General features: G+C 69.5%; 28 protein-coding genes. 17 read left to right on the top strand and 11 right to left on the bottom strand.

Going from position 1 to position 22577, the window contains the following annotated elements; translation table 11 throughout:
* Nucleotides 1–53: 53 nt before the first annotated feature.
* Genes N415_RS15065 through N415_RS15045 form a run of 5 tightly spaced genes read right to left on the bottom strand, consistent with a single transcriptional unit; the run spans nt 54 to nt 3589 of the window.
* The gene (locus N415_RS15065) at nt 54–779 is read right to left on the bottom strand and encodes a class II aldolase/adducin family protein (protein WP_068183146.1); all 726 of its coding nucleotides are present in this window, start codon (nt 777–779) and stop codon (nt 54–56) included.
* Nucleotides 776–1570, bottom strand: coding sequence for a 3-(cis-5,6-dihydroxycyclohexa-1,3-dien-1-yl)propanoate dehydrogenase (gene hcaB / locus N415_RS15060; RefSeq protein WP_068183142.1), 795 nt, complete (start codon nt 1568–1570; stop codon nt 776–778). Before hcaB ends, N415_RS15065 begins: the two co-directional genes overlap by 4 nt.
* Nucleotides 1567–1794 carry a dihydrodiol dehydrogenase gene (locus N415_RS15055; protein WP_068183139.1) on the bottom strand — a complete coding sequence of 76 codons (228 nt, stop codon included), beginning with the start codon at nt 1792–1794 and terminating at the stop codon, nt 1567–1569. The genes hcaB and N415_RS15055 overlap by 4 nt, the downstream gene beginning before the upstream one ends.
* Nucleotides 1791–2309 carry a 3-phenylpropionate/cinnamic acid dioxygenase subunit beta gene (locus tag N415_RS15050; RefSeq protein WP_068183138.1) on the bottom strand — a complete coding sequence of 173 codons (519 nt, stop codon included), beginning with the start codon at nt 2307–2309 and terminating at the stop codon, nt 1791–1793. The genes N415_RS15055 and N415_RS15050 overlap by 4 nt, the downstream gene beginning before the upstream one ends.
* A complete protein-coding gene (locus N415_RS15045) occupies nt 2306–3589 on the bottom strand; it encodes an aromatic ring-hydroxylating dioxygenase subunit alpha (RefSeq protein ID WP_068183135.1) in 1284 nt (427 codons plus the stop codon). Before N415_RS15045 ends, N415_RS15050 begins: the two co-directional genes overlap by 4 nt.
* 248 nt (nt 3590–3837) lie before the next feature.
* Here N415_RS15045 and pcaH point away from each other — a divergent pair, with 248 nt between their 5' ends.
* Genes pcaH through N415_RS15030 form a run of 3 tightly spaced genes read left to right on the top strand, consistent with a single transcriptional unit; the run spans nt 3838 to nt 6327 of the window.
* Nucleotides 3838–4593, top strand: coding sequence for a protocatechuate 3,4-dioxygenase subunit beta (gene pcaH, locus N415_RS15040; RefSeq protein WP_068183133.1), 756 nt, complete (start codon nt 3838–3840; stop codon nt 4591–4593).
* Nucleotides 4586–5104 carry a protocatechuate 3,4-dioxygenase subunit alpha gene (gene pcaG / locus N415_RS15035; RefSeq protein WP_068183131.1) on the top strand — a complete coding sequence of 173 codons (519 nt, stop codon included), beginning with the start codon at nt 4586–4588 and terminating at the stop codon, nt 5102–5104. Before pcaH ends, pcaG begins: the two co-directional genes overlap by 8 nt.
* Nucleotides 5101–6327, top strand: a complete 1227-nt coding sequence (locus N415_RS15030; protein ID WP_068183129.1) for a lyase family protein — start codon at nt 5101–5103, stop codon at nt 6325–6327. Before pcaG ends, N415_RS15030 begins: the two co-directional genes overlap by 4 nt.
* Here the strand turns inward: N415_RS15030 and N415_RS15025 are convergent.
* Nucleotides 6314–6961, bottom strand: a complete 648-nt coding sequence (locus N415_RS15025) for a TetR/AcrR family transcriptional regulator (protein ID WP_068183126.1) — start codon at nt 6959–6961, stop codon at nt 6314–6316. The genes N415_RS15030 and N415_RS15025 overlap by 14 nt on opposite strands.
* A 264-nt stretch (nt 6962–7225) precedes the next feature.
* On the opposite strand from N415_RS15025, the gene N415_RS15020 reads away from it, so the two are divergent.
* Nucleotides 7226–7507: a DUF1876 domain-containing protein gene (locus N415_RS15020; RefSeq protein WP_068183123.1), complete on the top strand. Its 282-nt coding sequence runs from the start codon at nt 7226–7228 to the stop codon at nt 7505–7507.
* A 28-nt stretch (nt 7508–7535) separates the two neighbouring features.
* Here N415_RS15020 and N415_RS15015 read toward each other — a convergent pair whose 3' ends face one another.
* Nucleotides 7536–9374, bottom strand: a complete 1839-nt coding sequence (locus tag N415_RS15015; RefSeq protein WP_068183120.1) for a long-chain fatty acid--CoA ligase — start codon at nt 9372–9374, stop codon at nt 7536–7538.
* A gap of 114 nt (nt 9375–9488) precedes the next feature.
* On the opposite strand from N415_RS15015, the gene N415_RS15010 reads away from it, so the two are divergent.
* A complete protein-coding gene (locus N415_RS15010) occupies nt 9489–9971 on the top strand; it encodes a flavodoxin family protein (RefSeq protein WP_068183117.1) in 483 nt (160 codons plus the stop codon).
* A 15-nt stretch (nt 9972–9986) separates the two neighbouring features.
* On the opposite strand, the gene N415_RS15005 is transcribed toward N415_RS15010, so the two are convergent.
* Nucleotides 9987–10259 carry a hypothetical protein gene (locus tag N415_RS15005; RefSeq protein ID WP_068183114.1) on the bottom strand — a complete coding sequence of 91 codons (273 nt, stop codon included), beginning with the start codon at nt 10257–10259 and terminating at the stop codon, nt 9987–9989.
* Between the two features lie 175 nt (nt 10260–10434).
* Here N415_RS15005 and N415_RS15000 point away from each other — a divergent pair, with 175 nt between their 5' ends.
* On the top strand, nt 10435–11685 hold the full coding sequence (locus N415_RS15000; protein ID WP_068183111.1) for an alpha/beta hydrolase: 1251 nt from the start codon (nt 10435–10437) through the stop codon (nt 11683–11685).
* A 9-nt stretch (nt 11686–11694) separates the two neighbouring features.
* On the top strand, nt 11695–13101 hold the full coding sequence (locus N415_RS14995) for a wax ester/triacylglycerol synthase family O-acyltransferase (protein WP_068183107.1): 1407 nt from the start codon (nt 11695–11697) through the stop codon (nt 13099–13101).
* On the opposite strand, the gene N415_RS14990 is transcribed toward N415_RS14995, so the two are convergent.
* A complete protein-coding gene (locus N415_RS14990; RefSeq protein WP_068183105.1) occupies nt 13098–13328 on the bottom strand; it encodes a hypothetical protein in 231 nt (76 codons plus the stop codon). The two genes, N415_RS14995 and N415_RS14990, sit on opposite strands and share 4 nt — an antisense overlap.
* A 187-nt stretch (nt 13329–13515) precedes the next feature.
* Between N415_RS14990 and N415_RS14985 the strand changes: the two genes are divergently transcribed.
* The 4 genes from N415_RS14985 to N415_RS14970 are packed head-to-tail and all read left to right on the top strand — an operon-like array spanning nt 13516 to nt 16943.
* Nucleotides 13516–14124, top strand: coding sequence for a hypothetical protein (locus N415_RS14985; protein WP_068183102.1), 609 nt, complete (start codon nt 13516–13518; stop codon nt 14122–14124).
* 35 nt (nt 14125–14159) lie between these two features.
* Nucleotides 14160–15311: a site-2 protease family protein gene (locus tag N415_RS14980; protein WP_068183098.1), complete on the top strand. Its 1152-nt coding sequence runs from the start codon at nt 14160–14162 to the stop codon at nt 15309–15311.
* Nucleotides 15312–15335: 24 nt separating this feature from the next.
* Complete coding sequence (locus N415_RS14975; RefSeq protein WP_068183095.1) at nt 15336–16127, top strand: universal stress protein; 792 nt, start codon at nt 15336–15338, stop codon at nt 16125–16127.
* 57 nt (nt 16128–16184) lie between these two features.
* Complete coding sequence (locus N415_RS14970) at nt 16185–16943, top strand: GAF and ANTAR domain-containing protein (protein WP_068183369.1); 759 nt, start codon at nt 16185–16187, stop codon at nt 16941–16943.
* Here N415_RS14970 and N415_RS14965 read toward each other — a convergent pair.
* Complete coding sequence (locus tag N415_RS14965; RefSeq protein WP_068183091.1) at nt 16940–17830, bottom strand: universal stress protein; 891 nt, start codon at nt 17828–17830, stop codon at nt 16940–16942. The two genes, N415_RS14970 and N415_RS14965, sit on opposite strands and share 4 nt — an antisense overlap.
* Before the next feature lie 269 nt (nt 17831–18099).
* Here N415_RS14965 and N415_RS14960 point away from each other — a divergent pair, with 269 nt between their 5' ends.
* From N415_RS14960 to N415_RS14945, 4 genes are read left to right on the top strand one after another with little or no spacing between them, the layout of a single operon-like run.
* On the top strand, nt 18100–18774 hold the full coding sequence (locus N415_RS14960) for a helix-turn-helix domain-containing protein (protein WP_068183089.1): 675 nt from the start codon (nt 18100–18102) through the stop codon (nt 18772–18774).
* On the top strand, nt 18771–19196 hold the full coding sequence (locus N415_RS14955; RefSeq protein WP_068183086.1) for a hypothetical protein: 426 nt from the start codon (nt 18771–18773) through the stop codon (nt 19194–19196). Before N415_RS14960 ends, N415_RS14955 begins: the two co-directional genes overlap by 4 nt.
* Before the next feature lie 30 nt (nt 19197–19226).
* A complete protein-coding gene (locus tag N415_RS14950; protein WP_068183082.1) occupies nt 19227–19571 on the top strand; it encodes a cupin domain-containing protein in 345 nt (114 codons plus the stop codon).
* A 4-nt stretch (nt 19572–19575) separates the two neighbouring features.
* The gene (locus tag N415_RS14945) at nt 19576–20517 is read left to right on the top strand and encodes a nitronate monooxygenase (protein WP_068183078.1); all 942 of its coding nucleotides are present in this window, start codon (nt 19576–19578) and stop codon (nt 20515–20517) included.
* A gap of 3 nt (nt 20518–20520) precedes the next feature.
* On the opposite strand, the gene N415_RS14940 is transcribed toward N415_RS14945, so the two are convergent.
* A complete protein-coding gene (locus tag N415_RS14940) occupies nt 20521–21021 on the bottom strand; it encodes a DUF1990 domain-containing protein (RefSeq protein ID WP_068183075.1) in 501 nt (166 codons plus the stop codon).
* A 23-nt stretch (nt 21022–21044) separates the two neighbouring features.
* Here N415_RS14940 and N415_RS14935 point away from each other — a divergent pair, with 23 nt between their 5' ends.
* Both N415_RS14935 and N415_RS14930 read left to right on the top strand, forming a co-directional pair.
* Nucleotides 21045–21920, top strand: coding sequence for an aldo/keto reductase (locus tag N415_RS14935; protein WP_068183072.1), 876 nt, complete (start codon nt 21045–21047; stop codon nt 21918–21920).
* Nucleotides 21921–22172: 252 nt separating this feature from the next.
* Nucleotides 22173–22577: PE family protein (locus N415_RS14930; RefSeq protein WP_081665281.1), on the top strand; the 405-nt coding region annotated here is incomplete at its 3' end.

Genomic DNA, 22577 nt, shown 5'->3' with positions numbered 1-22577 from the left:
CGGCTAGGTTAAGCCCGCCGCCGCCGCGATCCGGGCAGGGCGCGCGCCCGATATCAACCTGTGACTTCGCCCAACCGCGCGATCTCGTGTCGCCAGGCCGCGTCGGTGTGCAAGCCCGGGCCCAGGTCCGGGAGGTCGTCCCAGTCGGCGTCGTCGATGTCCCGCAGCGTGCCGCCGGCCGCGCGCACTCGCAACGCCATCCGCGCCAGCGAGTCGAGGCTGATCGCCTGCAGCACCGCCTGTTGAATTGTGTTGGCGGCGCTCGTGATCCCGTGGCCGCGCAGGATCACCACCGGCCGACCGCGCATCGCCTCGACCATTTCCTTGCCCAGCTTGGAGTTTCGGATCAGCACCGCGCGCTCGTAGACGGGCACGCCGCCGCGCGCCAGCCACGCGCCGGGGATGTCGTAGGCCCCGTAGACCGGCCTCAGCGCGATACCGGCGAGGTCGGCGGCGACGACGGCGGGCGGGTGCAGGTGCGCGACGGCCCGGTGCCCGGGATCGGCGCGCATGGTTTCGACGTGGATGGGCAGCTCGTTCGGGACGCGGTAGCCGTCGAGTTCGCCTGCGGCGCCCGCGGTTCCGTCGAATTTGACGAGCCGAATGTCGCTGGGGCGGGTGAACGCCACCCCGGTGTCGGTGTCGCTGCGGCAGCGGACGAGCAGGCGCTCGTCGTCGACGCGCAGGCTCAGGTGGCCGAGGATGCCGTCGACCAAGCCGCGCGCCGCCGCGACGCGGCAGCCCTGCGCCACCAGCTCGCGTTCCTCAGCCAAGTTCATCGTGGTTTGCCCAGCCCGAATCCGCCGTCGGGATGGACGGTTTCGCCGGTGATGCCGCGGGAGCGGTCCGACGCCAGGAACACGAAGCTCCAGGCGTGGTCCCCGCCGGTGAGAGCGACGCCGAGGGGGCTGCGCGCCGCCACGTCGCGCGCCCGGTCGGGGGTGTCGTCGAGGCGCACGCCGTCGAGCCCCAGGCTGGCGAGGCCGCGCAGGTCGGTGTTCAGCGTGCCGCCCGGCGCTACCCCGTTGACCCGAATCTGCGGTGCCAGTTCGTGAGCCAGCGTCGCCACGAGCCCGCGAACGGCGAACTTCGACGACACGTACAGCGCGCCGCCCCGCCCGGGGTAGTAGGACGACACCGACTCGGTCAACACGATCGACGACCCGCTCGCTGACCGGAGCGCGGGGAGCGCCGCCTTGACCGACTGCAGGTGGCTCAACACGTTGGTGCGGAACATCTCGTTGAACGCGCCCGACAGGTCAGCCGCGTCGATGTCGCCGACACCCCGGTAGAAATCGAAGATTCCGACGCAGTTGATCAGCGTGTCCAGCCCGCCGAATTCATCCACCGCCGCGGCGACGGCGCGCTCGTTGGCCTCGCGGGTGACGGCGTCGCCCTCGACCACCGGCACGTCGGGCGACTCCCGCCGCAACCGCTCGCACTTGTCGGAATCCCGTTCCAGTACGGCGACTTTGGCGCCCTCGGCGCGAAACGCGTCGACCACGGCCCGGCCGATCCCCGAGCCGGCGCCCACCACCAGCGCCCGCTTGCCCTCGAGCCAGGCCGTCACGGCTGGTCCGGTTCGTCGGGCAGCAGCGGACCATCGGGATTGCCGACCATGGCCGCCAGCGTACGGGTGTTCTGCCGGGTCAGCGCCTCGATCTCGAGCGCGTCGAGGGAGATCGAGCGTCCGGTCTTGGGCGCGCTGATCAGCAGCCGCGACCCGTTGCGGGTGTCGATCCGCTGGATCACCACCTCGGTGAACTCGTTGGCTATCGTGATGGCTTCGCTCACAGGAACACCGCCAGGTTCTGCATCCGCAACACCGACTCGTCGACAAAGATGTTGCGGCGGGCCAGCTTCCAGCGATCGCCGCACCAGCGCAGCAGGTCCTCGCGCCCACACGACACCAGCGCGCTCTCGTTGACGTCGCCCCGGCTGCGGAAGAGCAGCTCGGCCGACTCGACGACGAGGTGTGTGTCGTCGTCACCCTCGAAGGCGCGCACGTTGGTGATGAAGTGGCGCAGCCGCGACGGCGGGTCCTCGGTCCAGGCGTGCTCGGTGGCGAAGCGGGCCGCCCGCTGGCTCAGGGAGTACTTGTCTTCGTCGAAGTGCGCCATGCCGGGTGACGTGTCGAACCCGGCGCCGCGCGCCGTCGTGACCCGGACCGGCATGACGTAGCGGACGTCGTCGGTGAGCGTGTCCAGCCACGCGTCGTAGCGCTGGGCGTCCAGCAGGTAGGCCTCGTCGACCAGGAACTGATGCGCCTGGTGGTGTCGAATGTGGTTGAACGGTAATGGTTTTCTCATTGAAGGTAGTCCGCCCACAGCTTGAGCAATTCGCGCTGATTGTGCTCGTTGTAGCCGACCTGAGCGCGCCCGGGCCCGTGGAAGGCGTCGGGGGGCAGGGCCGCAACGACGGGACTGTCGTCGCCGAGCAGTCCCATCCGGCTGTTCAGCAGCAGCCGCCGCGCCATCGAGCCGCCCGCGGTGGTGGTCAGCGACACCCAGTTCTCCACGTCGTCCTGCTCGAACATGCCCGTCGACCCGAAGCACATCAAATAGGCCTTGTAGGAGTCCTTCTTGAACTGCTCGGGTGCGGCGGAGTCCACCGCGAACCAGGAACACACCTCGGTTTCGTTCTCGCTGATCGGCTGCCACAACCGGATCGAGATGAAGGGCAACACCTGATCATCTTGGCTGTCACGTACTTTTGGCCAGTTGTGCACGAAGCTGAGATTGGGAAAGCAGGTGGCCGCGGAGATCATGAACCCGTCCTCGCCGACCACCCGCTGCTGCCGGGGTGTCCAGGCGTCCCTGATGCGGCCGATCATCTCGTCGGGGTAGCCGACGTAGCGCATGCGTTCCCCGAAGTCACCGGGCGGAAGCTTGTAGGTGGTCCCGCCGCCGCGATGCGCCCAGTACGTCGCTCCGTCCTTGCGCTTCTGGGCTTTTGGCTCGCGAAACAGGCCGATGTCGACGATCGACGCGTGCGTGTGCGGCGTGTGGTACATGTCGCCGGCGAAGTTCTCGGCGCCGATCTTCCAGTTCGCCTTGATGCGCCAGCGCTGCGGCCCCCGCACCTCCAGGCCGGCCGGGCTCTGCTTGGTGTAGAAGTCCAGGTAGAACCGGAAGTCGCCGAGGAAATCCTCCAGCGGGTCGGCCGCCGGGTCCATGCTGATGAACATCAACCCGTTGTAGCTCGCGAAATTCGGTGCGGGGAGCAGGCTTTGGCCGTCCCGCGCGAGTCCGTCCTCGCCGCCGTAGGCCTCGCGGTGAAATGGCAGCCCGATCAGCCGGCCGTCGTTGCGATACGACCAGCCGTGGTACGGGCAGCGAAAGTTGGAGGCGTTGCCCAGCTCCGCGCGGCACACCTGCATCCCGCGATGCCGGCACATGTTGAACATCGCGCGGATGACGCCGGCCGAATTGGCGATGATGAACGAGTCGTCGAGAACCCGGCGCACCAGGTAGTCGCCGTCGTGCGGAACTTCCGATTCGTGGCCCACGAACGTCCATGCCCGGCCGAAGAGGCGCTCCTTTTCCAGTGCGAACAGCTCGGTGTCGTTGTAGATGTGGGCGGGGATCATCCCGCGCCGGACGTTGTCGAAAACGCAACGAAGATCGGTCACGCGGCCCTCTGCTGTTCAGAAATAATTTCTGCTGAATAGAATCCCGCACCTCGCCCGCCTGGTCAATCCCCGAACCTCGCTATCGAGGGCGCGCAAAATGCCGGTCCCAACGGCGTGTCGGCGTACCGACACGCGCGCTCGCGGGGCGGAAAGCTCGCAACGGGCGTCTGGAGTCGCCGGCGAAATCGGGAGTAGCCTCACGGCTCATGAGCGCCGAGGATGTCGCGTCCCAGGACGACATCACGGCGGAGATGGCCGCGATCGCGAGCGCCGCCGAGACGGTCGCGGATCCGGCCCGGCCGCAGCTCGACTACCCGCCCTATCGCAGCACCGCGCTGCGCCATCCGAACCGGCCCGCGCTGCTCGTCGACCCCGAGGGGCTCGAGCGCCACGCGCCGTGCTTCGGCGGCCGCGATGTCGACCCGCGTGACGCCGACCTGACCGCCGGCCATCCCGGTGAGCCGATCGGGGAGCGGATCGTCGTGGCGGGGCGGGTGCTCGACGACGCCGGCAGGCCGGTGGCGGGCCAGCTGATCGAGATCTGGCAGGCCAACGCTGCGGGCCGCTACTGCCACCCGGTCGACCAGCACCCGGCGCCGCTGGATCCGAACTTCGTCGGCGCCGGCCGTTGCCTCACCGGACCCGACGGGTCGTACCGCTTCCTGACCATCAAGCCCGGCCCCTACCCGTGGCGCAACCACCGCAACGCCTGGCGCCCGGCGCACATCCACTTCTCGATATTCGGAACGGCTTTCACGCAACGCCTGATCACCCAGATGTACTTCCCGGGCGACCCGCTGTTCGACCTGGACCCGATCTTCCAATCGATCCCCGATCCCGCCGCCCGGGCGCGGCTGATCGCCCGCTACGACCACGACCTCACCCAGCCCGAGTACGCCACCGGCTACCGCTGGGACATCGTGCTCTGCGGCGCCCGCCGGACCCGGACCGACGATGGCTGAATTCGCCTGCACCCCAGGGCAAACCGTCGGGCCGTTCCTCGGGCTGGGCCTGCCGTATCCCGGTGGCAGCCAGCTGGTCGGCGACGGACATCCGCAGGCGGTACGGCTGCACGGCACGGTCTACGACGGCGCCGCCCAAGCGGTGCCGGACGCGCTGGTCGAACTGTGGCAGGCCGACGGCGCCGGCCAGATCCCGCGGCTGGCCGGTTCCCTGCGGCGCGACGAAACATCGTTCACCGGGTGGGGCCGGTGTGCGACCGACGCCGCGGGCCAGTACTCGTTCACCACCGTGGCGCCCGGCCCGGGCGCACCGGGGCGTGCACCGTTCTTCGCGCTCGCCGTCTTCGCGCGCGGCCTGCTGGATCGACTGTTCACCCGCGCGTACCTGCCGCACGGCGATGCGGCGGTGGCCGGCCTGGTATGCGTCCCCGAAACCGGCTGCGCGGGATACCGTTTCGACATCCACCTGCAGGGCCCCAACGAGACCGTGTTCCTGGAGTACCGGCGATGACCAACCTGCTGTGGCCCGGCGACCAGCGGGCGGGGACGCACATGACGGACGCCGCGCTGCTGGACGCGATGGTCACGGTGGAATCCGCCTGGCTGGCAGCGCTGACCGCCGCCGGCCTGGCGCCCCGCGAATGCGCCGGGGCCGACCTGGCGGCCCTGCTGCGGGACGGCGACGGCGAGTCGCTCGCGGCCGGCGACGAGGGTGGCGGCAACCCGGTCATCGGCCTGGTCGACCTGCTGCGCGGGCGGGCCACCCCGGCCATCGCGCCGTGGATCCACCGCGGCCTCACCAGCCAGGATGTTCTCGACACCGCCCTGATGCTGGGCGTGCGCGCCGCCGCCGACGCCCTGACATCCGAACTGAGGCAGCAGGTTTCGACGCTGTCGGACCTCGCCGCGGCGCACCGGGGCACGCCCATGGTGGCCCGCACCCTCACCCAGCACGCGGCGCCCACCACATTCGGCGCCAAGGCGGCGCGCTGGCTGGACGGGGTCGTCGACGCCCACGAGCGGATCGCCGGGCTGGTCACCCCCATTCAGGTCGGCGGCGCCGCCGGAACGCGGGCCGCGACCACAGAGCTGGCGACGCTGATCGGGGGCGCTGCGGACCCGTCGGCGGTCTCCGATCGCCTGGCGCAAAGCGTTGCAACGTCTTTGGGGTTGAGCGACCGGTCGCCATGGCACACGACGCGAACGCCGGTCACCGCGGCGGGGGATGCCTTCGTCGGGTGCACCGACGCCTGGGGCCGCATCGCATCGGACGTCGTCACCCTGGCCCGCCCGGAGATCGGCGAACTGGGCGAGCCGGCGGGCGAAAACCGCGGCGGGTCGTCGTCGATGCCGCACAAGCGCAACCCGGTGCTGTCCATCCTGATCCGGCGGGCCGCCGTCACGGCGCCGCAGTTGGCCTCGACGCTGCACACCGCCGCCGCGCTGGCCAACGACGAACGGCCCGACGGCTCCTGGCACGCCGAATGGGACACCCTGCGCACGCTGACCCGACGGACCGTGGTCGCGGGTTCGCAGTGCGGCGAACTGCTGGCCGGGCTTCAGGTGCATTCTGCGCGGATGGCCGAAAACCTGCGCCTGGCAGACGTTTACGGCGAGCAGCGTGCGATCGCGGAGCTGGCGGGCGAGGCCCCGTCGGCAACCTATTTCGGTGCCGCCGACCGTCTGATCGACCAGAGCCTGGACCGCGCCGCGCGGGTCCTCAAAAACCGCTAGTGGCCAACGCCTCGGCGTCGGCCTTGTAGATGCTGGCCATCCAGATGTGCACCAGCATGTCGATCACGCGGTCCTCGGGGATCGCCGGCTCCTCGGCGGTGAACGTCGCGGCCATCACCCGCTCGCTCAACATGTTCAGCGCGACGGACAGATCCTCGGCCGGGTAGGTGTCCGGGGCGGCGCCGCGGCGGCGCTCGGCCTTGATCGCCGCCGTGGTGTGCGAGATCCACTTCTGCATGAGCGTCGACCACAGCTGCCGGACCTCGGGGTTGGTGGCCTTCGCCGCGGCGCCCGCCACGGCGACCGCCCGATGCGAGCCCGACACCTCGAAGAAGGCCTCGATGCGTGCCCGCCACAGCGTCGCGGGGTCGCCGAACAGCTTGCCGCCCAATGCCGTAAGCGCCGCGTGCGCCTTGCCGTTCATCTGGTCCAGCAGCGACAGCAACACGGCGTTCTTCGACTGGAAATAAAAGTAGAAAGTCGGACGGGAAATGCCCGCGCCCTTCGCCAGATCGTCGACCGAGAAGTCGGCCAGCGGCCGCTCCTGCAGGAGGCGCTCCGCGGTGGCCAGGATGGCTTGCTCGCGGTCGTCGCCCGAATGATGCGACGGGCGGCGGCCGCGGGAGGCGTGCATCTACTCGGCCTGCGCGAGGTCGTCCACGAAAGTTACTTTATGGACGCGTCGATATAAGTCAACGAATTGTTGATTACAACCAACAATATTGTCGATTAATATCGACGGTTCGTTTATCGACCAATTTGCTGAATGGTCGGCATCCCGTCGAAAACTGTTTCACGCCCGTGCCGTGCGCACTGGTGACTTTCGCCCCTACTTCGCGGCGTCGGCCGGTGGTCGCATCTAGGTGGGCTAATACCCGGCAAGACAAGGAGACTGGCGATGACCGGCAAGGCTGACGGCACCAAGACCTGCCAAATCGACCTGGTGGTCGAAGAGCACGAAGAGCGCACCCGCGCCAAGGCGCGGCTGGCCTGGGCGGGCAAGAAGTTCGTCGGGGTGGGCCTGGCGCGGCTGGATCCCGCCGACCGGCCGGTCGCCCAGATCGGCGACGAACTGGCGATCGCCCGCGCGCTGTCCGATCTGTCGAATCAGCTGTTGGCCTTGACCTCAACCGATATCCAGGCCAGCACCCACGAACCCGTCACGGGTCTGCACCGCTGACGCGCGACCGGAGAAAGGGAGCGCGGCGCTATCCGTAGAGAGCCGAGATGTCGTCCGCGGCCTTGCCGACGACGACCTTGCGGCGCAGCTTCATGCTGGGCGTCAGGTCGCCGGATTCGATGGACAGTTCGCGGTCCAGGACCGTGAATTTCTTGATCTGCTCCCAGCGATTCAGCTCCGCGTTCAGCGCGTCGATGTAGCCGGCGATCAGTTCCCGGGTGCGCTCGTCGCGCGCGATCTCGGCGAACGACTTGCCGCCCAGGCCATTCTTGCCGGCCCAGTCCGTGATCGCCTCGCCGTCGAGGCTGACCAGCGCCACGCAGTAGGGCTTGGCCTCCCCGATCACCAGCAGCTCACCCGCGTACGGGCAAAGGCCCTTGAACCGCACCTCGATCGCCGCCGGCGCCACGTACTTGCCCTGCGACGTCTTGAACATGTCCTTCTTGCGGTCGGTGATGCGCAGGTAGCCGTCGGCGTCGATCTCGCCGATGTCGCCGGTGCGGAACCAGCCGTCGTCGTCGAGCGCCTCGGCGGTGGCCTCGGGCAAATCGTGGTACGACGTCATCACCCCCGGGCCCCGCAGCATGATCTCGCCGTCGTCGGCGATCTTCACCTCGGTGGCGGGGAACGGCCAGCCCACCGTCCCGAAGCGATAAGCGTTGGGGCGGTTGATGAAGGACGCGGCGGAGGTCTCGGTGAGCCCATAGCCCTCGAGCACGGTGATGCCGACAGCGTCGAACCACTGCGCGACGTTGCGGTCCAGCGCGGCGGCGGCGGAGACGAAGAACCGCACCCGCCCGCCGAAGCGCTCCCGGATCGTGGAGAACACCAGCCGGTCCGCCACCCGGTAGGCGAGCGACGCTGCCAGCGAAGGCTTTTCGCCGGCCTGCCTGGCCGCGGACACCTTCAGGCCCACCCGGATCGACCAGTCGAAGATCCGCTTCTTCAGGCCGCCCTCCTCGGCGATCATCTGCTCGATGCGGGCGTGTGCCTTCTCGAAGATCCGCGGCGCGGCGCCCATGACGGTCGGGTGCAGCACCGCCAGGTTGTCGACGATCTTCTCGACGCGCCCGTCTATCGCGGTCGGGAAGCCAATCAACAGCGGCAGCGCCAGCATCACCTTGCCGAACGAGTGCGCCAAGGGCAGCCACAGGAAGTTGAGGTCGTCGGGGCCGAGCACGGCCAACGAGTCGATGGCAGCGGCGGTGTAGGTCCAGGCGCCGTGGGTCAGCCGCACGCCCTTCGGCCGCCCGGTCGTTCCGGAGGTGTAGATCAGGCTGGCCAGCTGGTCCGGCCCGACGGCGGCGACCCGCTCCTCGACCGCGTGGTGCGAGTCGGCCAGAAGTTGCTTGCCGCGCTGTTCGAGCTCGCCCAGGGTGATGACCCAGTCGCCGTCGCCGTTGCCGTCGATGATCACCACCTGGGTCACGTCGGGCAGTTCCGCGCGGTGCTCGACGAGTTTGTCGACCTGCGCCTGGTTTTCGGCGACCACCACCCGGCTTCCCGAGTTGGCCACGATATAGGCGACGTCGGCGGCGATGGTCGTCGGGTACACCGTCGTCGTCGCCGCGCCGGCACACAAGACGCCGAAATCGACGAGCACCCACTCGTATCGCGTCGCCGATGCCAGCGCCACCCGGTCCTCCGGTTGGATGCCCAAGGCGATCAGGCCGGCGGCGATGCGCTGCACACGCTCGCCGACCTGCCGCCACGTCACGCGCTCCCAGCCGCCGTTCTGCGGATACCGGAACGCTTCGGTGTCCGGGGTGGCGGCGACGCGGTCGACGAACATCCGTGCCACCGACGGCGCCCGGTTCTCGATCTTGGAGAGGTCGGGCTTTTCCAGTGCGGCGAGTGTTGCTGTCATGTCTTCGATCCATCGGTGACGGGCTTGAAAACCTCACTGTTCTGCGGCTCTTCGGCGGAGGATAGGGGACAAAGTCCCTTACCCGCCGCGGTGCGCTACGCGCAGCATTGAGCCATGAAGTCGCTCATCGTCTGCGTTTCGAAATCGCACGGCAACACCCGTCGGGTGGCCGACCGGATGGCCGAGGTGCTGGGCGCCGAGGTCGTCGAACCCGAATCGGTGGACCCCGAGAAGCTCTGCGAATACGACCTCGTCGGCTTCGGGTCCGGCATCTATTACATGAGCGTGGACGCCAGGCTGCGGGCGTTGATCCGCCGCCTGCCGCGCGTTCGCGGACCCCGCGCCTTCACCTTCTTCACCAGCGGCGCGAGCGAGGTCCCGTTGCTGGATTACAACAAGCCAGTTCGAAACCAGTTGGCGGCGAAGGGCTTCGACGTGCTCGATGCGTTCTCCTGCCGCGGGTTCGACACCATGGGGCCGTTCGGATTCATCGGCGGCATCAACCGCGGACGGCCCAACGACCACGACCTCGACCGGGCCGCGGACTTCGCCGCGCAGCTGCGCGAGCGCGTCGCGGGCTCGCCGGCCGCCTCGTGATCGCGCGGGTGAGGGCTATTTGCTCATCGCCTCGCCGGCGCTGCGCACCACGCTGCGGAAGAACTCCATCCGCGCGGCCACCAAGTCGTCGGCCAGGTTGAGGGCCGCGTCGACGACTGCTTTGCGTCGGGACTGCTCGGGCAACACGGGTCCCACCTCGTCGACGAACTTGCGGACGGCCTCGATCGCCTGCTTACGGCCGGCCTCGACCGACTCGAGCACCTCGTCGGACAATTCCGCCCAGCGGGGCTCGGACTTTTTCGGTTTCTTTTCCGATGCCTTTGCCATTTCAAGCTCCTTGAACTCGGCGCTTCGGCATGCTGCCGACGCCCTGACGTTACGGCCGGCTGGTCGACCCGACGAGTGGCTAAAGTCCTCACCCGGGCATCCGGGGACTTCCCGCGACCGCGACCGGGCCGTAAGTCCCTAACGCGCCGATTCGGGCGGGTGTTAGCGTGCGGCCATGTCAGACGCCGCCGGCGACGACGGTCAGCGACCGGGCGATCCGCGCTGGAATCCGCCCCTGATCGGCGGGCTGGGCAACGCCGTCCGCCCGTTCATGCACACCGGCCTCTACCTCACCGAATCGTGGCGCGACTACCTCGACAAGGAGGAGGGCGGGCTACCGATTGCGCGCCCCACCCTGGCGCTGGCACTGCAGGCTTTTCGCGACGAGGTCGTCCTGCTGGGCCTGAAGGCGCGACGGCCGGTGAGCGAGCCCCGGGCGTTCGACCGCATCAGCCGGGAAGTGGTCGCGGCCCTGGACTTCTACGGCGAGCGCGGATGGCTCGATCACCCGAAGAGATTCTTCGGGGCGCCGCCGCCGCTTTCGGACGTCACGGTCCAACAGGTCAAGGGGCGCAAACGCACCCTGTATCGCCTGTCCTTCGACAGCGGATACCTGCCTCGGCCCGGCGAGCCGGGCGGCCAGCGGTGGATGGGCTACACCGCGAACAGGCGCGAGTACGCGCTGTTGCTGCGTCATCCCGAACCACGGCCCTGGCTGGTGTGCGTGCACGGAACCGAGATGGGCCGGGCCCCATTGGATCTCGCTTTGTTCCGCGCCTGGAAGCTGCACGACGAACTGGGTCTCAACGTCGTCATGCCGGTGCTGCCGATGCACGGCCCACGGGCCCGCGGGCTGCCGAAGGGCGTGGTGTTTCCCGGCGAGGACATCCTCGACGACGTGCATGCGACGGGTCACGCGGTGTGGGACATCCGCAGGCTGTTGTCCTGGATTCGGTTGCAGGAGCCCGACTCGCTGATCGGGTTGAACAGCCTTTCGCTCGGCGGCTACATCGCGTCGCTGGTCGCCAGCCTCGAAAAGGGCCTCACCTGCGCCATCCTCGGCGTCCCGGTGGCCGACCTGGTGCAGCTGCTGGGGCGCCACTCCGGCCTGAGCAAAGGCGACCCGCGCCGGCGCACGATGGAGTTGGCCGAACCCCTCGGCCGGATGACGTCGCCGCTGTCGCTCGAACCGCTGGTGCCGATGCCGGGCCGCTTCATCTATGCCGGCGTCGCCGACCGGGTCGTGCACCCGCGCGAGCAGGTGGTCCGCCTCTGGGAGCACTGGGGCAAACCCGAAATCGTCTGGTACCCAGGCGGTCACACCGGATTCTTCCGGTCGCGGCCGGTACAGAAATTCGTGTGGGACGCGCTGCGGCAATCGGGGCTCCTCGACGCGCCGCCGACCCGGCGCGACCGCCCCGCGTAGGCGGGCGAGATGGCCCCCATGGACCCGCTGGACGTGGCGATGATGGCCGCGGAGCTGGTGGCCAGCCCGATGCATGTCGGTGCGGTGCTGATCCTGTCGCCGCCGGAGGACGCCGGGCCGGATTTCGTCGACGAGCTGTATGGCGAGACGCTCGCCGGTAATCATCCGATCGATCCGCGGCTGCGCAGGTATCCGCACAGTGGCGTGGACACCGGGGGAGTGTGGGTGTGGCGGGAAATGCGCGACGTCGATCTGAGCCGACACTGCCAGCGCCGCACCGTGTCGGGGGACCTTGGCGAGTTCTGGCGGCTCATCGGTGAGCTGGACGCGGAGCGCCTCGATCGCTCCCGGCCGATGTGGATGTCGTATCTGATCGACGGCCTCGATGGCGGCCGATTCGCGCTCTACATCAAGGTGCACCACACCGTCATCGATGGTGTCGCGGGCTTCCGGATGATCGCCGACGCACTGAGCGCCGACCCACAACGCCGGTCGATGCCGCCGTTCTACGCCGACCGCCGTCCCGAGGCGCCGCAGTCGGAACGGGGCGGGCTGGCGTCGCGTCTTGTCGCGCCGCTGCGATCGCTGCTCGGCGCGGCGACGTCGAGCGTCGGGCTGATCGGGCGGGCCGTCACGGGCGAGCTGTCGACCGTGCTCGACAGCCTGGTCGGCCACACGACCGTGCTGCCTTTCGGTGCGCCCTACACGCGGTTCAACGGCCATCTCGGACACGAACGTGCCGTCGCGGCCGCCAGCTGGCCGAGGGAGCGCATCGAAGCGGTGCAGCGGGCGGCCGGGGTCACCGGCAACGACGTGGTGACCGCCCTGGTGGCCGGCGCGGTGCGCCGCTGGATGCTCGAGCGTGGCGAGCTGCCGGAGCGGTCCCTGGTGGCGGCCTGCCCGATCACGGTGCGCGCTCGCGAGCGTGACGAGGGAAATGACCAGCACGGCAACATGTTCGGTCTGTGGCTGTGCCCGTTGGGCACCGACATGGCCGATCCCGCCGCGCGGCTGGACCTGATCCACCGATCGATGTCGGAAGGAAAGCAGTGGGTGGCCAAGCGCGGATCGACGGCATCGCTGCTGACCGCCGCGGGCAGCATCGCCGCGACGGTGATTTTCCCGCTGCTGCCTTTCACGCCGAAGCTGCGCACCGGATACAACCTGCCCATCTCGCACGTGCCCGGCCCGCGCAGCGAAATGTATTGGAACGGAGCGCGTCTCGAGGAGATCTATCCGGTGTCCACCGTCTACGACGGGATGGCACTTAATGTGACGACGTGTTCATACGCCGACCGCATCGGATTCGGTTACGCCGCCGGTGCCGATGTGGTGCCCGACATCGAGGAGCTGATCCCGCTCACCGAGGAGTGCCTGGCCGAGCTCGAGGCATCCGTGGGTGCGCGCAGCGGCTAGCCGCGCGCCCCGCCGCTCACGCGGGCCATGATGCGATCCAGCACGGTCTTCGCGAGATCACCGTCGTCGGCCACGCGGGGCAGACCGCGCCGCCGCAGGAACGTGTCCAGGCGCCGGTCGGGCGACCAGTCGGCATAGATGGGACCCAGGTAGTGCGAGCGCAAGAATTCACCCGCGAGGGCGTCAACGTCGGAATCGGACAATAACAACGGCGGGCTACCACCCATAACCGTCAGTCTCCTTTGTTCAGCCGCAACCGCCGCAGCCAAGTTACGTCAGACGAAGTCATTATTTCGTCACGCGCCGATACCGGATAGGGCCCAAAGTCCCGAGCCGGTGACGAGAGCACATCGGCGCTGCCGCGGGGACCATCGACCCTGGCGGGCGGTCCGACCGCCCGCCCACACTGGCGCCATGGGCAACGCGACCAGGCGGATCACTGAGACGGCGGCGCTGCTCGCGATGCTGTACGGCGCGCGACGCTATTACCGCGATTGGGGGGCCACCAAGGCGGAGTGCCGGATGCTGCTGCCCGGCGACGCGTTGGTGGCCGACCCGGCGATCCAGACCACCGAGGCGGTGTACATCGACGCGCCGGTGGCGGCAGTGTGGCCCGCGCTAATGCGGCTCGCCGATGGCCGGCGCGAGCCCGATTCGCCGCCGTCGGCGAAACACCTTGCGGCAGGAGACGTCTTGCGCCTGGCCCCCGACGGCTGGCCGGGGCTGCCCGAAGGCGTGACGTTCACCGTCGCCCAGATCGTGCCCGAGAAGTACATCGTGCTCAATGCCACGCGGGAAGACCTGCGCTGGAATGCGGTGTGGTCCTTCCACATCCAGCCGCACTGGGAAGACCGGGTGCGGCTCTTGACCCGCGCCCGGCTGGCCCTGCGCCATCCCGGCGAAGTGTTCGCGATGGAATTGGCCAGACCGGTGCTCGCGCTGGGCACCCGGGGTTTGTTGCTCCGCATCAAGCACCGGGTCGAGCGGCCGCTCATGACGGCGCCGGCAGAAGCCGGGCGCTGAAACAATCTGTCCGCCCCCGACTTTGGAGGTTCTAGGTGCGCGACGCGATCCCGCTGGGCAGGGTTGCCGGGTTTCCGGTGAACGTGAACTGGAGCGTGCTGGTCATCCTGTGGCTGTTCACCTGGAGCCTGGCGAGCACGCTGCCCGGCACCGCCAAGGGGTATTCGGCCCCGGTCTATTGGCTGGCCGGAGCGTGCGGCGCGCTGGTGCTGCTGGCGTCGCTGTTGGCCCACGAGCTCGCGCATGCCGTGGTCGCCCGCCGGGCCGGGGTGGCCGTGGAGAGCGTCACGCTGTGGCTGTTCGGCGGGGTGACCAACCTCGGCGGTGAGGCGAAGACGCCCAAGGCGGCCTTCCGGATCGCGATCGCGGGCCCGGCCACCAGCCTGGCCTTGGCGGCGGCATTCGGCGGCCTGGTCGCGGCGCTGCGCGCCCTGCATGCCGCGCCCGTCGTCGTCGGCGTCGCCTCGTGGCTGGCCGGCATCAACCTGCTGCTGGGCCTGTTCAACCTGTTGCCCGGCGCACCGCTCGACGGCGGCCGCGTGCTGCGTGCGTACCTGTGGCGGCGCCATGGCGACATCGTGCGCGCCGGCATCGGGGCGGCGCATGCGGGACGGGTGGTCGCGTACGTCCTGATCGGTTTGGGCCTGGCCGAATTCGTCGCGGGGGGCGTGGTCGGCGGCGTCTGGCTGGCCTTCATCGGCTGGTTCATCTTCGCCGCGAGTCGCGAGGAAGAGGCCCGGATTACGACGCGACAGCTCTTCGCCGGGGTGAGCGTCTCCGACGCGATGACCGCGCACCCGCACACCGCGCCCGCCTGGCTCACGGTCGAGGATTTCATCCAGCGCTACGTCCTGGGCGACCGTCACTCGGCGTACCCCGTCAACGATCCGGACGGATCGATCGTGGGACTGGTGACGCTGACCCAGCTGCGCGACGTGGCGCCGGACGCGCGGGGCAGCACCCGGGTGGCCGACATCGCGCTGCCGCTGGACGCGGTGCCCACCGCCGGGCCGCGGGAGCCGCTGACCGCGCTGCTCGAGCGGATGGCGCCGGCCGGTCCCCGCAGCCGCGCCCTGGTGCTCGACGGCGGCGAGGTGGTCGGCATCGTCACGCCGAGCGACCTCACCCGGCTGATGGACGTCTACCGGCTCGCGCACCGTGGACCGGCCGTGACGTCTCCCGTCTAGCGGCCGAAAGGTGTTGGGAGGATTGTGAAACCGATCATCGTGGGGATCGACGGCTCGCCGGCGGCGATCGCGGCCGCGCTGTGGGGCGTCGACGAGGCCATCAGCCGCCACGTGCCGCTGCGCCTTGTCGCGGTCATGAAGCCGACGCATCTATCCCCGGACGACTACGCCCGTGACCTCACCCATGCCGAGAAATCGCTTCGGGCGGCCCGATCGGCGATCGAGGCCAGCGGAAAACCCGTCGCCGTCGAAACCGAAATCGGTCGCGGGCCGACCGGCGCGCTGCTGGTCGAGGCGTCCTCGGATGCCGAGATGATCTGCGCCGGGTCCACCGGAATCGGGCGCTACGCCCGCTCCATCCTGGGTTCGACGGCAACCGAGCTGGCCGAGAAGGCGCATTGCCCGGTGGCGATCCTGCGTACCGATGTCGACCAGCCACCGCCGGACATCAACTGGATCGTGGTCCGGATGTCCGACGCGCCCGACGACGACGTTGTAATGAAACACGCTGTGGGAGAGGCGAAATTGCGTCGGGCGCCCATGCTCGTCCTGGGTGGACGACCGGAGGACCTCACCGACCACGCCGACTGCCGGTTCCAACAGCGGGTGCAGGACTGGCGCCATCGTCACCCCGAGGTGCGCTTCTACCCGATCACCACCAGGGAAGCCATCGCCGGTTTCCTGGCCTCCCACGACGAGCGAATCCTGCTCGCGGTAATCAGCGGCACGGAGGCCGGCCAGTTGGCGCGGCTGGTCGGGCCTTACGGTCACCCGCTCTTCCGCCACCCCGAATGCTCGGTGCTCGTCGTCCGCTAGCGCGCCGGCGCCCAAGAAGTGACGTTTGGCTCTTATCGGCCGGTGATCGCGACGGGAATGATCTGGGTCTTGAACGGTGACCGTACTTCCCGGGTTTGGGCGTCGATCGCGTCGCTCGCCGGACGCGACGGATCGCCGATGTCTTCCGGGCACGCGTGTCTGGCTTGCGTGGAGGCGGTCGGTGCCAGCGCCGCCGGTCTGATTCTGACGAGCGACAACTGGACGTTAAAACCCGCGTATGTCACGGATTCGCGAGCCGGCGAGGCCGAAGAGTTGCAGGTGACCTTGGGACAGGGCCCGGGGGTCGATGCGCTGGCGCGCGGGAGGCCGACCCTGGTAAGCGATCTGGCCGCGCCGCATAGCAGCCGCCGCTGGCCGACCTTCGCGGCGGAAGCGGGTCGGCTCGGGATACGGGCGATGTACAGCCTTCCGCTGGCGTTGGGCGCCATCGAGGTTGGCGTGCTCGACCTCTTCGGCGACACCACGGGCCACCTCGATCAGGGCCGGTTGATGGACGCGCTGATCTATGCCGACACCGCGCTGCTGCTGGTGGTCGACGCCGAATGTGGCATTCCGCCACCGGAAGCCCAGCACGCCGACGGCCCCGGTCCGGTTCTCTGGCACGCCGAGATTCACCAAGCCGCCGGAATGCTTTCCGAACGCCTCGCTGTTTCACCGCTGCAGGCGTTGGTGCGGTTGCGCGCGTATGCCTACCACCACCACAGGCCGCTCACCGATGTCGCGCGCTCGGTGGTGGAGGGGCGGCTGCGGTTCCGCCCCGACGATGCGCATCTCGTGGGCGAGCACGGCGACTAGGCCGGGGCCTCGCGCGCCACGATCACCGGCGCCTGCGCCATCTGGGCGACGGCTTCCCCGACGGATCCGACCAGCATTCCGGCGAAACCGCCGCGGCCCCGGCTGCCGACCACGACCAGCTGCGCCCCCGCGGACTGCTCGACCAGCCGTCGTGCCGGCTGGGCCTGCACGACGATACGGGTCACCCCCACGTCGGGATACTGCTCCTGCCAGCCCGCCAGCCGCTCGGCCAACACCTCTTCGGCGGCCGATTGGGTTGTGGGCCAATTAATTTCGGGCCACTCTGATCGGTCGAGATCACTCCACGCGTGCAGGGCCACCAAGTCCGCGTTACGGCGAGACGCCTCATCGAAGGCGATCGCGGTTGCGGGCTCGGATGCCGGTGAGCCGTCGACGCCGAGCAGCACCGGGCCCCGACCGGCGCCCGGGGTCGCGGGGTCCTCGTGGATGATCGCAACCGGGCAGTGCGCGTGACGCAGCAGGGCCGAGCTGACCGAGCCCAGCAGTCGGCCGGGCCAGCGGCCGCTGCCCTGCGCCCCCGTGACCAGCATGTCCGCCTCCTTGGACAAGTCGATCAGCGTCGGAACGGCTGCCGAGGAAAGGATTTCGGTGTGGATACCGGCCGGGCCGCCGCGCCGCGAGGCCGCTTCGACGACCTTGAGCGCCTCGTCGATTAGTCGGCGACCGTGCTCCTGCTGCCAACGCATCACCCCGGCCGGCACAGGCGTCCTCAGCCACGTCCGAACCTCGGGAGAAACGGCGTGCACGAGGGTCAGCGGCACGTTGCGCAGTTCGGCGTCGCGCGCCGCCCACTGCACCGCTGTCCTGGCGGCCGGCGAGTCGTCGATGCCGACGACGATTCCCAAACGTGCGTTCTGTGATGACATCCCCAGTCCTCGATTCGTCGGCGTGGCCGTTCACGCACGACCGTATCGGGGCCGGGTGCGTTTCAGCAGGGGCGTTTGTCACAAGACCGCGCGTGGCACAGAAGTTTTCGGCGCCCGTCCTCTTTTCACAAGAGCGGTTGTGTAAAGTCGAGCGACGTGACGTGCGACCTGCCGGTGGAGCGCGCCCCCCACCTGGCCGATAATGGGGCCCGCGATGTCGACACATCGCTGGTCGCCGCCCAGCCCAGGGCCGACGAGACCAAAGGAGCGTGAGCGGCATTACGTCAGTGGGAGAAAACACCGGACGCCGCCGCCGCGAGGTGCTGCGGCTACTGCGGTCGTCGCCCGATCCGCTGAGCATCGTTGCGATCGCCGAACAGCTTGGCGTGCACCCGAATACCGTGCGCTTCCACCTCGACAGCCTGCTCGCGGCCAGCCAGGTGGAGCAGGTGGAGCACGACCGCAAGGGCCCCGGGCGCCCGCCGCTGATGTTCCAGGCGGTGCGGCAGATGGATCGCGGCGGGACGCGCCACTACCGCATGCTGGCCGAAGTTCTGACCGAGGCGCTGGCAGCCGAGCGGAATCCGCGCGCAAAGGCGGTTGCCGCGGGCCGGGTCTGGGGGCGGAACCTGGAGTCACGCGCCAAGGCGCCGAAGGCCCGGGGCGCCGACGAAGCGGTCGATCGGCTGGTCGGCGTCCTCGACGACCTCGGCTTCGCCCCGGAGCGCCGGACGTCCGACGGCGAGCAACTGGTGGGCCTGCGGCACTGCCCATTCCTGGAACTGGCCGAAACCCGTGGCGCGGTCGTGTGCCCGATCCACCTCGGCCTGATGCAGGGAGCCCTGGAGGCGTGGGGCGCGCCGGTTTCGGTCGATCGCCTCGACGCGTTCGTCGAACCGGATCTGTGCCTGGCCCACGTCTCGCCAGCCGGCCCGGCCCGGTGAGCCCCGGATCCGCGGTCGCCGTCGCGGTCACCTTCGTCTGGCTCGGCATGGTGCTGGCCATCTCGTTCCTCGAAGCCCCGCTGAAGTTCCGCGCGCCCAACGTGACGCTGCAGATCGGCCTCGGCATCGGGCGCCTGGTCTTTCGCGCGCTCAACACCGTCGAGGTCGCCTTCGCCCTCGTCATCGTCGCGATCGTGGTGTCGGGCCCGACGCCCGCGCGGATCACCGCGGCGTTCGCCGTCGCCGTCGCCGCCCTGGCGATCCAGTTGATCGCGGTGCGCCCGGCGCTGACCCGCCGCTCCGATGCGGTGCTCGCCGGATCGGACGGGCCGCGGTCCCACTCCCACTACGGCTACATCGGCCTGGAGGCGGTCAAGGCCGTGGCCCTGCTGGTGGCGGGGATACTGCTATTGACCGCCTGATGCGGGCTCGCACGACCGAAGGAGACGACTATGGAATCCATCTCGTTGACCGGCCTGGCCTCCGAAAAGCTGGCCGAGGCGGGGCGGTCGCACAGCGGACGCGCCGCGCACACCATCCACGGCGGTCACACCCACGAGCTTCGGCAGACCGTGCTCGCCCTGCTGGCCGACCACGACCTGTCGGAACACGACAGCCCCGGCGAGGCGACGCTGCAGGTGTTGCAGGGCCACGTCCGCCTGACGACCGGCGGCGACGCCTGGGAAGGCAAGGCCGGCGACTACGTCGCGATCCCGGCGGAGCGGCACGCCCTGCACGCCGTCGAGGATTCCGTGGTCATGCTGACCGTGCTGAAGAGCCAGCCCGGGGCGCACTAGCCGGATGCTATCCACGCCCTGGTCAAGGAGTTTCGGGCTGCGGGTGCCGATCGTCAACGCCCCGATGGGTGGGGTCGCCGGTGGCCGGTTGGCCGCTGCCGTTACCGCGGCCGGCGGGCTGGGCATGGTCGGCATGGGCAGCGACGGCAGCCGGGAAGCGCTGCAAGCCCAGTTGCCGCATGTGCGCGGGAGATTCGGAATTGGCTTGGTGGACTGGGTGATTCGGACCCAGCAGGGCTTGCTCGAGGACGCGCTGGCCGCCGGGCCCGCCCTGTTGTCGGTCAGTTTCGGCACCGACTGGTCGTGGGTCGCCAAGGCACACGACGCCGGAATCCCCACCGCCACACAGGTTTACGACGGGTTGGGCGCCCGCCGGGCCGTCGACGCCGGCGTGGACATCCTGGTCGCGCGGGGGTCCGAGGGCGGCGGGCACGGCCAGGTCAAACTCGCCACGCTGCCGTTGCTCGACGACGTGTTGGACGCCGTCACGGTGCCCGTCCTCGCGGGCGGTGGCGTCGCCTCGGCGCGCAGCCTGGCCGCGGTCCTGGCGGCCGGCGCGAGCGGGGCATGGGTGGGCACCCGGCTCGCGGCTTGCCCGGAGGCGCTCACCGGCGACGGCAGCCGGCGCGCGCTGATCGCCGCCCGGGCGACCGACACGGCCGTCACCCGGGCATTCGACGTCGCCCGGGGGTTGCCCTGGCCGGCGAAGTTTCCGTCGCGCGTGTTGGCCAACGACTTCGTCGCGCGCTGGACGGGCCACGAGGACGCGCTCGATGTGTCGGCGTGCGACGAACTGGCCGCGGCCGTCGCCGCCGACGATCGCCGCGTCGCGCCCGTCGATGCCGGCGAGGGCGTCGGGATGATCCGCGACGACGCGCCGGTGGGTGAGGTCATCGCGCAGATGTGCGCGGGTGCGGAGAAGCTGCTGACCGGTTGGGGCTCGTAGCGGCTACACGGCGCGCAGATAGCGCCGGGCGATGACGCGCTGGGCCGCCCTGACGACCGGCCCGCCGGCCTTGCTCCACCAGGCGGCGGGCCGGGAGAACGCCGACACCTCCGCATACACCGCGTCGGTGGCCGGGTCGCGGCGCACGACGAAGCGCTCCTCGCCCGACTCCGGGTGGCCCGGCAGCGTGCCGTAGGCGAACCCGCGGATGTCGGGCTCGTCGACGACGTAGACGACCCGGCACGGCGCGGGCAGAAAACCCAGTCGCACCACCAAGACGGCGTCGACCTCGGCCACCTCGGTGCTGGCCTGCACCCGCAGGCCGGATCCGCGTTGCATGCCCCAGCGCATGACCGCGTCGCCGGCCTGCTCGAAACGCGTTCGGCCGGTGCCGATTTGACGCTCGTTGTGCTGGTGGTCGTACCCGTCGGGCAACTCGCCGTTGGCGGTGGCGCCTATCTCTTTGTAGGTGAGTGGAAGTTCTTCGAGCGCTTGTAGGTCCACAGGTTCAGCGTACGGTCGTAGGAGTGACCACTCAGACTGTTGCCCAAGCATCCGGAACGTTCACCCTCGGCGGCGACCTGACCGTCAACCGGCTCGGTTTCGGCGCCATGCGCCTGACCGGCAAGGGCGTGTGGGGCCCGCCCGCCGACCGCGACGAATGCGTGCGGGTGTTGCGCCGCGCCGTCGAGCTCGGGGTGAACTTCATCGACACCGCGGACTCCTACGGGCCCTACGTTTCCGAGGAGATCATTCACGACGCGCTGCACCCCTACGACGGCCTGGTGATCGCCACCAAGGCGGGTCTGCTGCGCACCGGCCCCGACGTGTGGGTGCCGCTGGGCAACCCGAGCTACCTGCGCCAGGAATGCGAGATGAGTTTGCGCCGCCTCGGCGTGGAGACCATCGACCTGTTCCAGCTGCATCGCATCGACCCCAACTACCCACTGGCCGACCAGGTGGGCGAGCTGCTCGCGCTGAAGAACGAGGGCAAGATCCGCCACATCGGCCTGTCCGAGATCGACGTCGACCAGCTCACCGCCGCCCAGCAGATCACCGAGATCGTGTCGGTGCAGAACATGTACAACCTGGCCTCTCGCGGCGCCGAGCCGCTGCTGGACGCCGCGACCAAGCTGGGCATCGGCTTCATCCCGTGGTTCCCGCTGGCCGCCGGGCCGCTGGCCGCGCCGGACGGCCCGCTGCAGCGCATCGCCGCCGAGCACGACGCGAGCCCGTCGCAGCTGGCGCTGGCCTGGCTGCTGAAGCGCTCGCCGGTGATGCTGCCGATTCCGGGCACGTCCAGCGTCGCGCACCTGGAGGAGAACGTCGCCGCCGCCGAGATCACCTTGACCGACGAGGAGTTCGAGACGCTGGCCAAGGCGGGCGGCCAGCAGACCGTGTAACCGCCGCGAAAGTGCCGTTACCGACGCGTTTCCCGAGTGGAGCTGTCGGTAGTTGCACCTTCGCGGCCGCTGACACCCAAAAATAGGGAAAATTCCCGATATCCCGGGGCCGCCCGACTCCGCACACTTGGCGGCGAGCGCTCCGGGCGGCCGGCACGGCCACACCAACCGCGACACCCCCACGCTGCGGCTCGCCGTCGCCGTGACGCCGCCCGGACGCGCCGAATACGGCTGCGTGGGCGGAGGGAAGACATGTCGTTTGTGGTGGCGGCGCCGGAGGTATTGACCTCTGCGGCAACGGATTTGGAGATTATCGGGTCTGCCCTGACTGAAGCCCATACGGCGGCGGCCGGTGCGACGACCGGGGTGCTGGCGGCGGGGGCCGACGAGGTCTCGGGCGCGATCGCGGCGCTGTTCAGCGATCACGGTCAGGCCTTTCAAGCGTTGAGCGCGCAGGCGGCGTCTTTCCATCGGCAGTTCGTGCAGACCCTGACCGGCGGTGCGGGCGCGTATGCCCTCGCCGAGGCCGCCAACGCGTCGCCGTTGCAGACCCTGGAGGACGACGTGTTGGGCGTGATCAATGCGCCCACCGAATTATTGCTGGGGCGTCCGTTGATCGGTAACGGCGCCGACGGTGCGCCGGGAACCGGGCAGCCC

Source organism: Mycobacterium sp. UM_CSW (assembly GCF_000455205.1).
Taxonomy (GTDB): domain Bacteria; phylum Actinomycetota; class Actinomycetes; order Mycobacteriales; family Mycobacteriaceae; genus Mycobacterium.
Note: the sequence above shows the minus strand (reverse complement) of the source record. Positions and strands in the feature narration are given on the sequence as shown.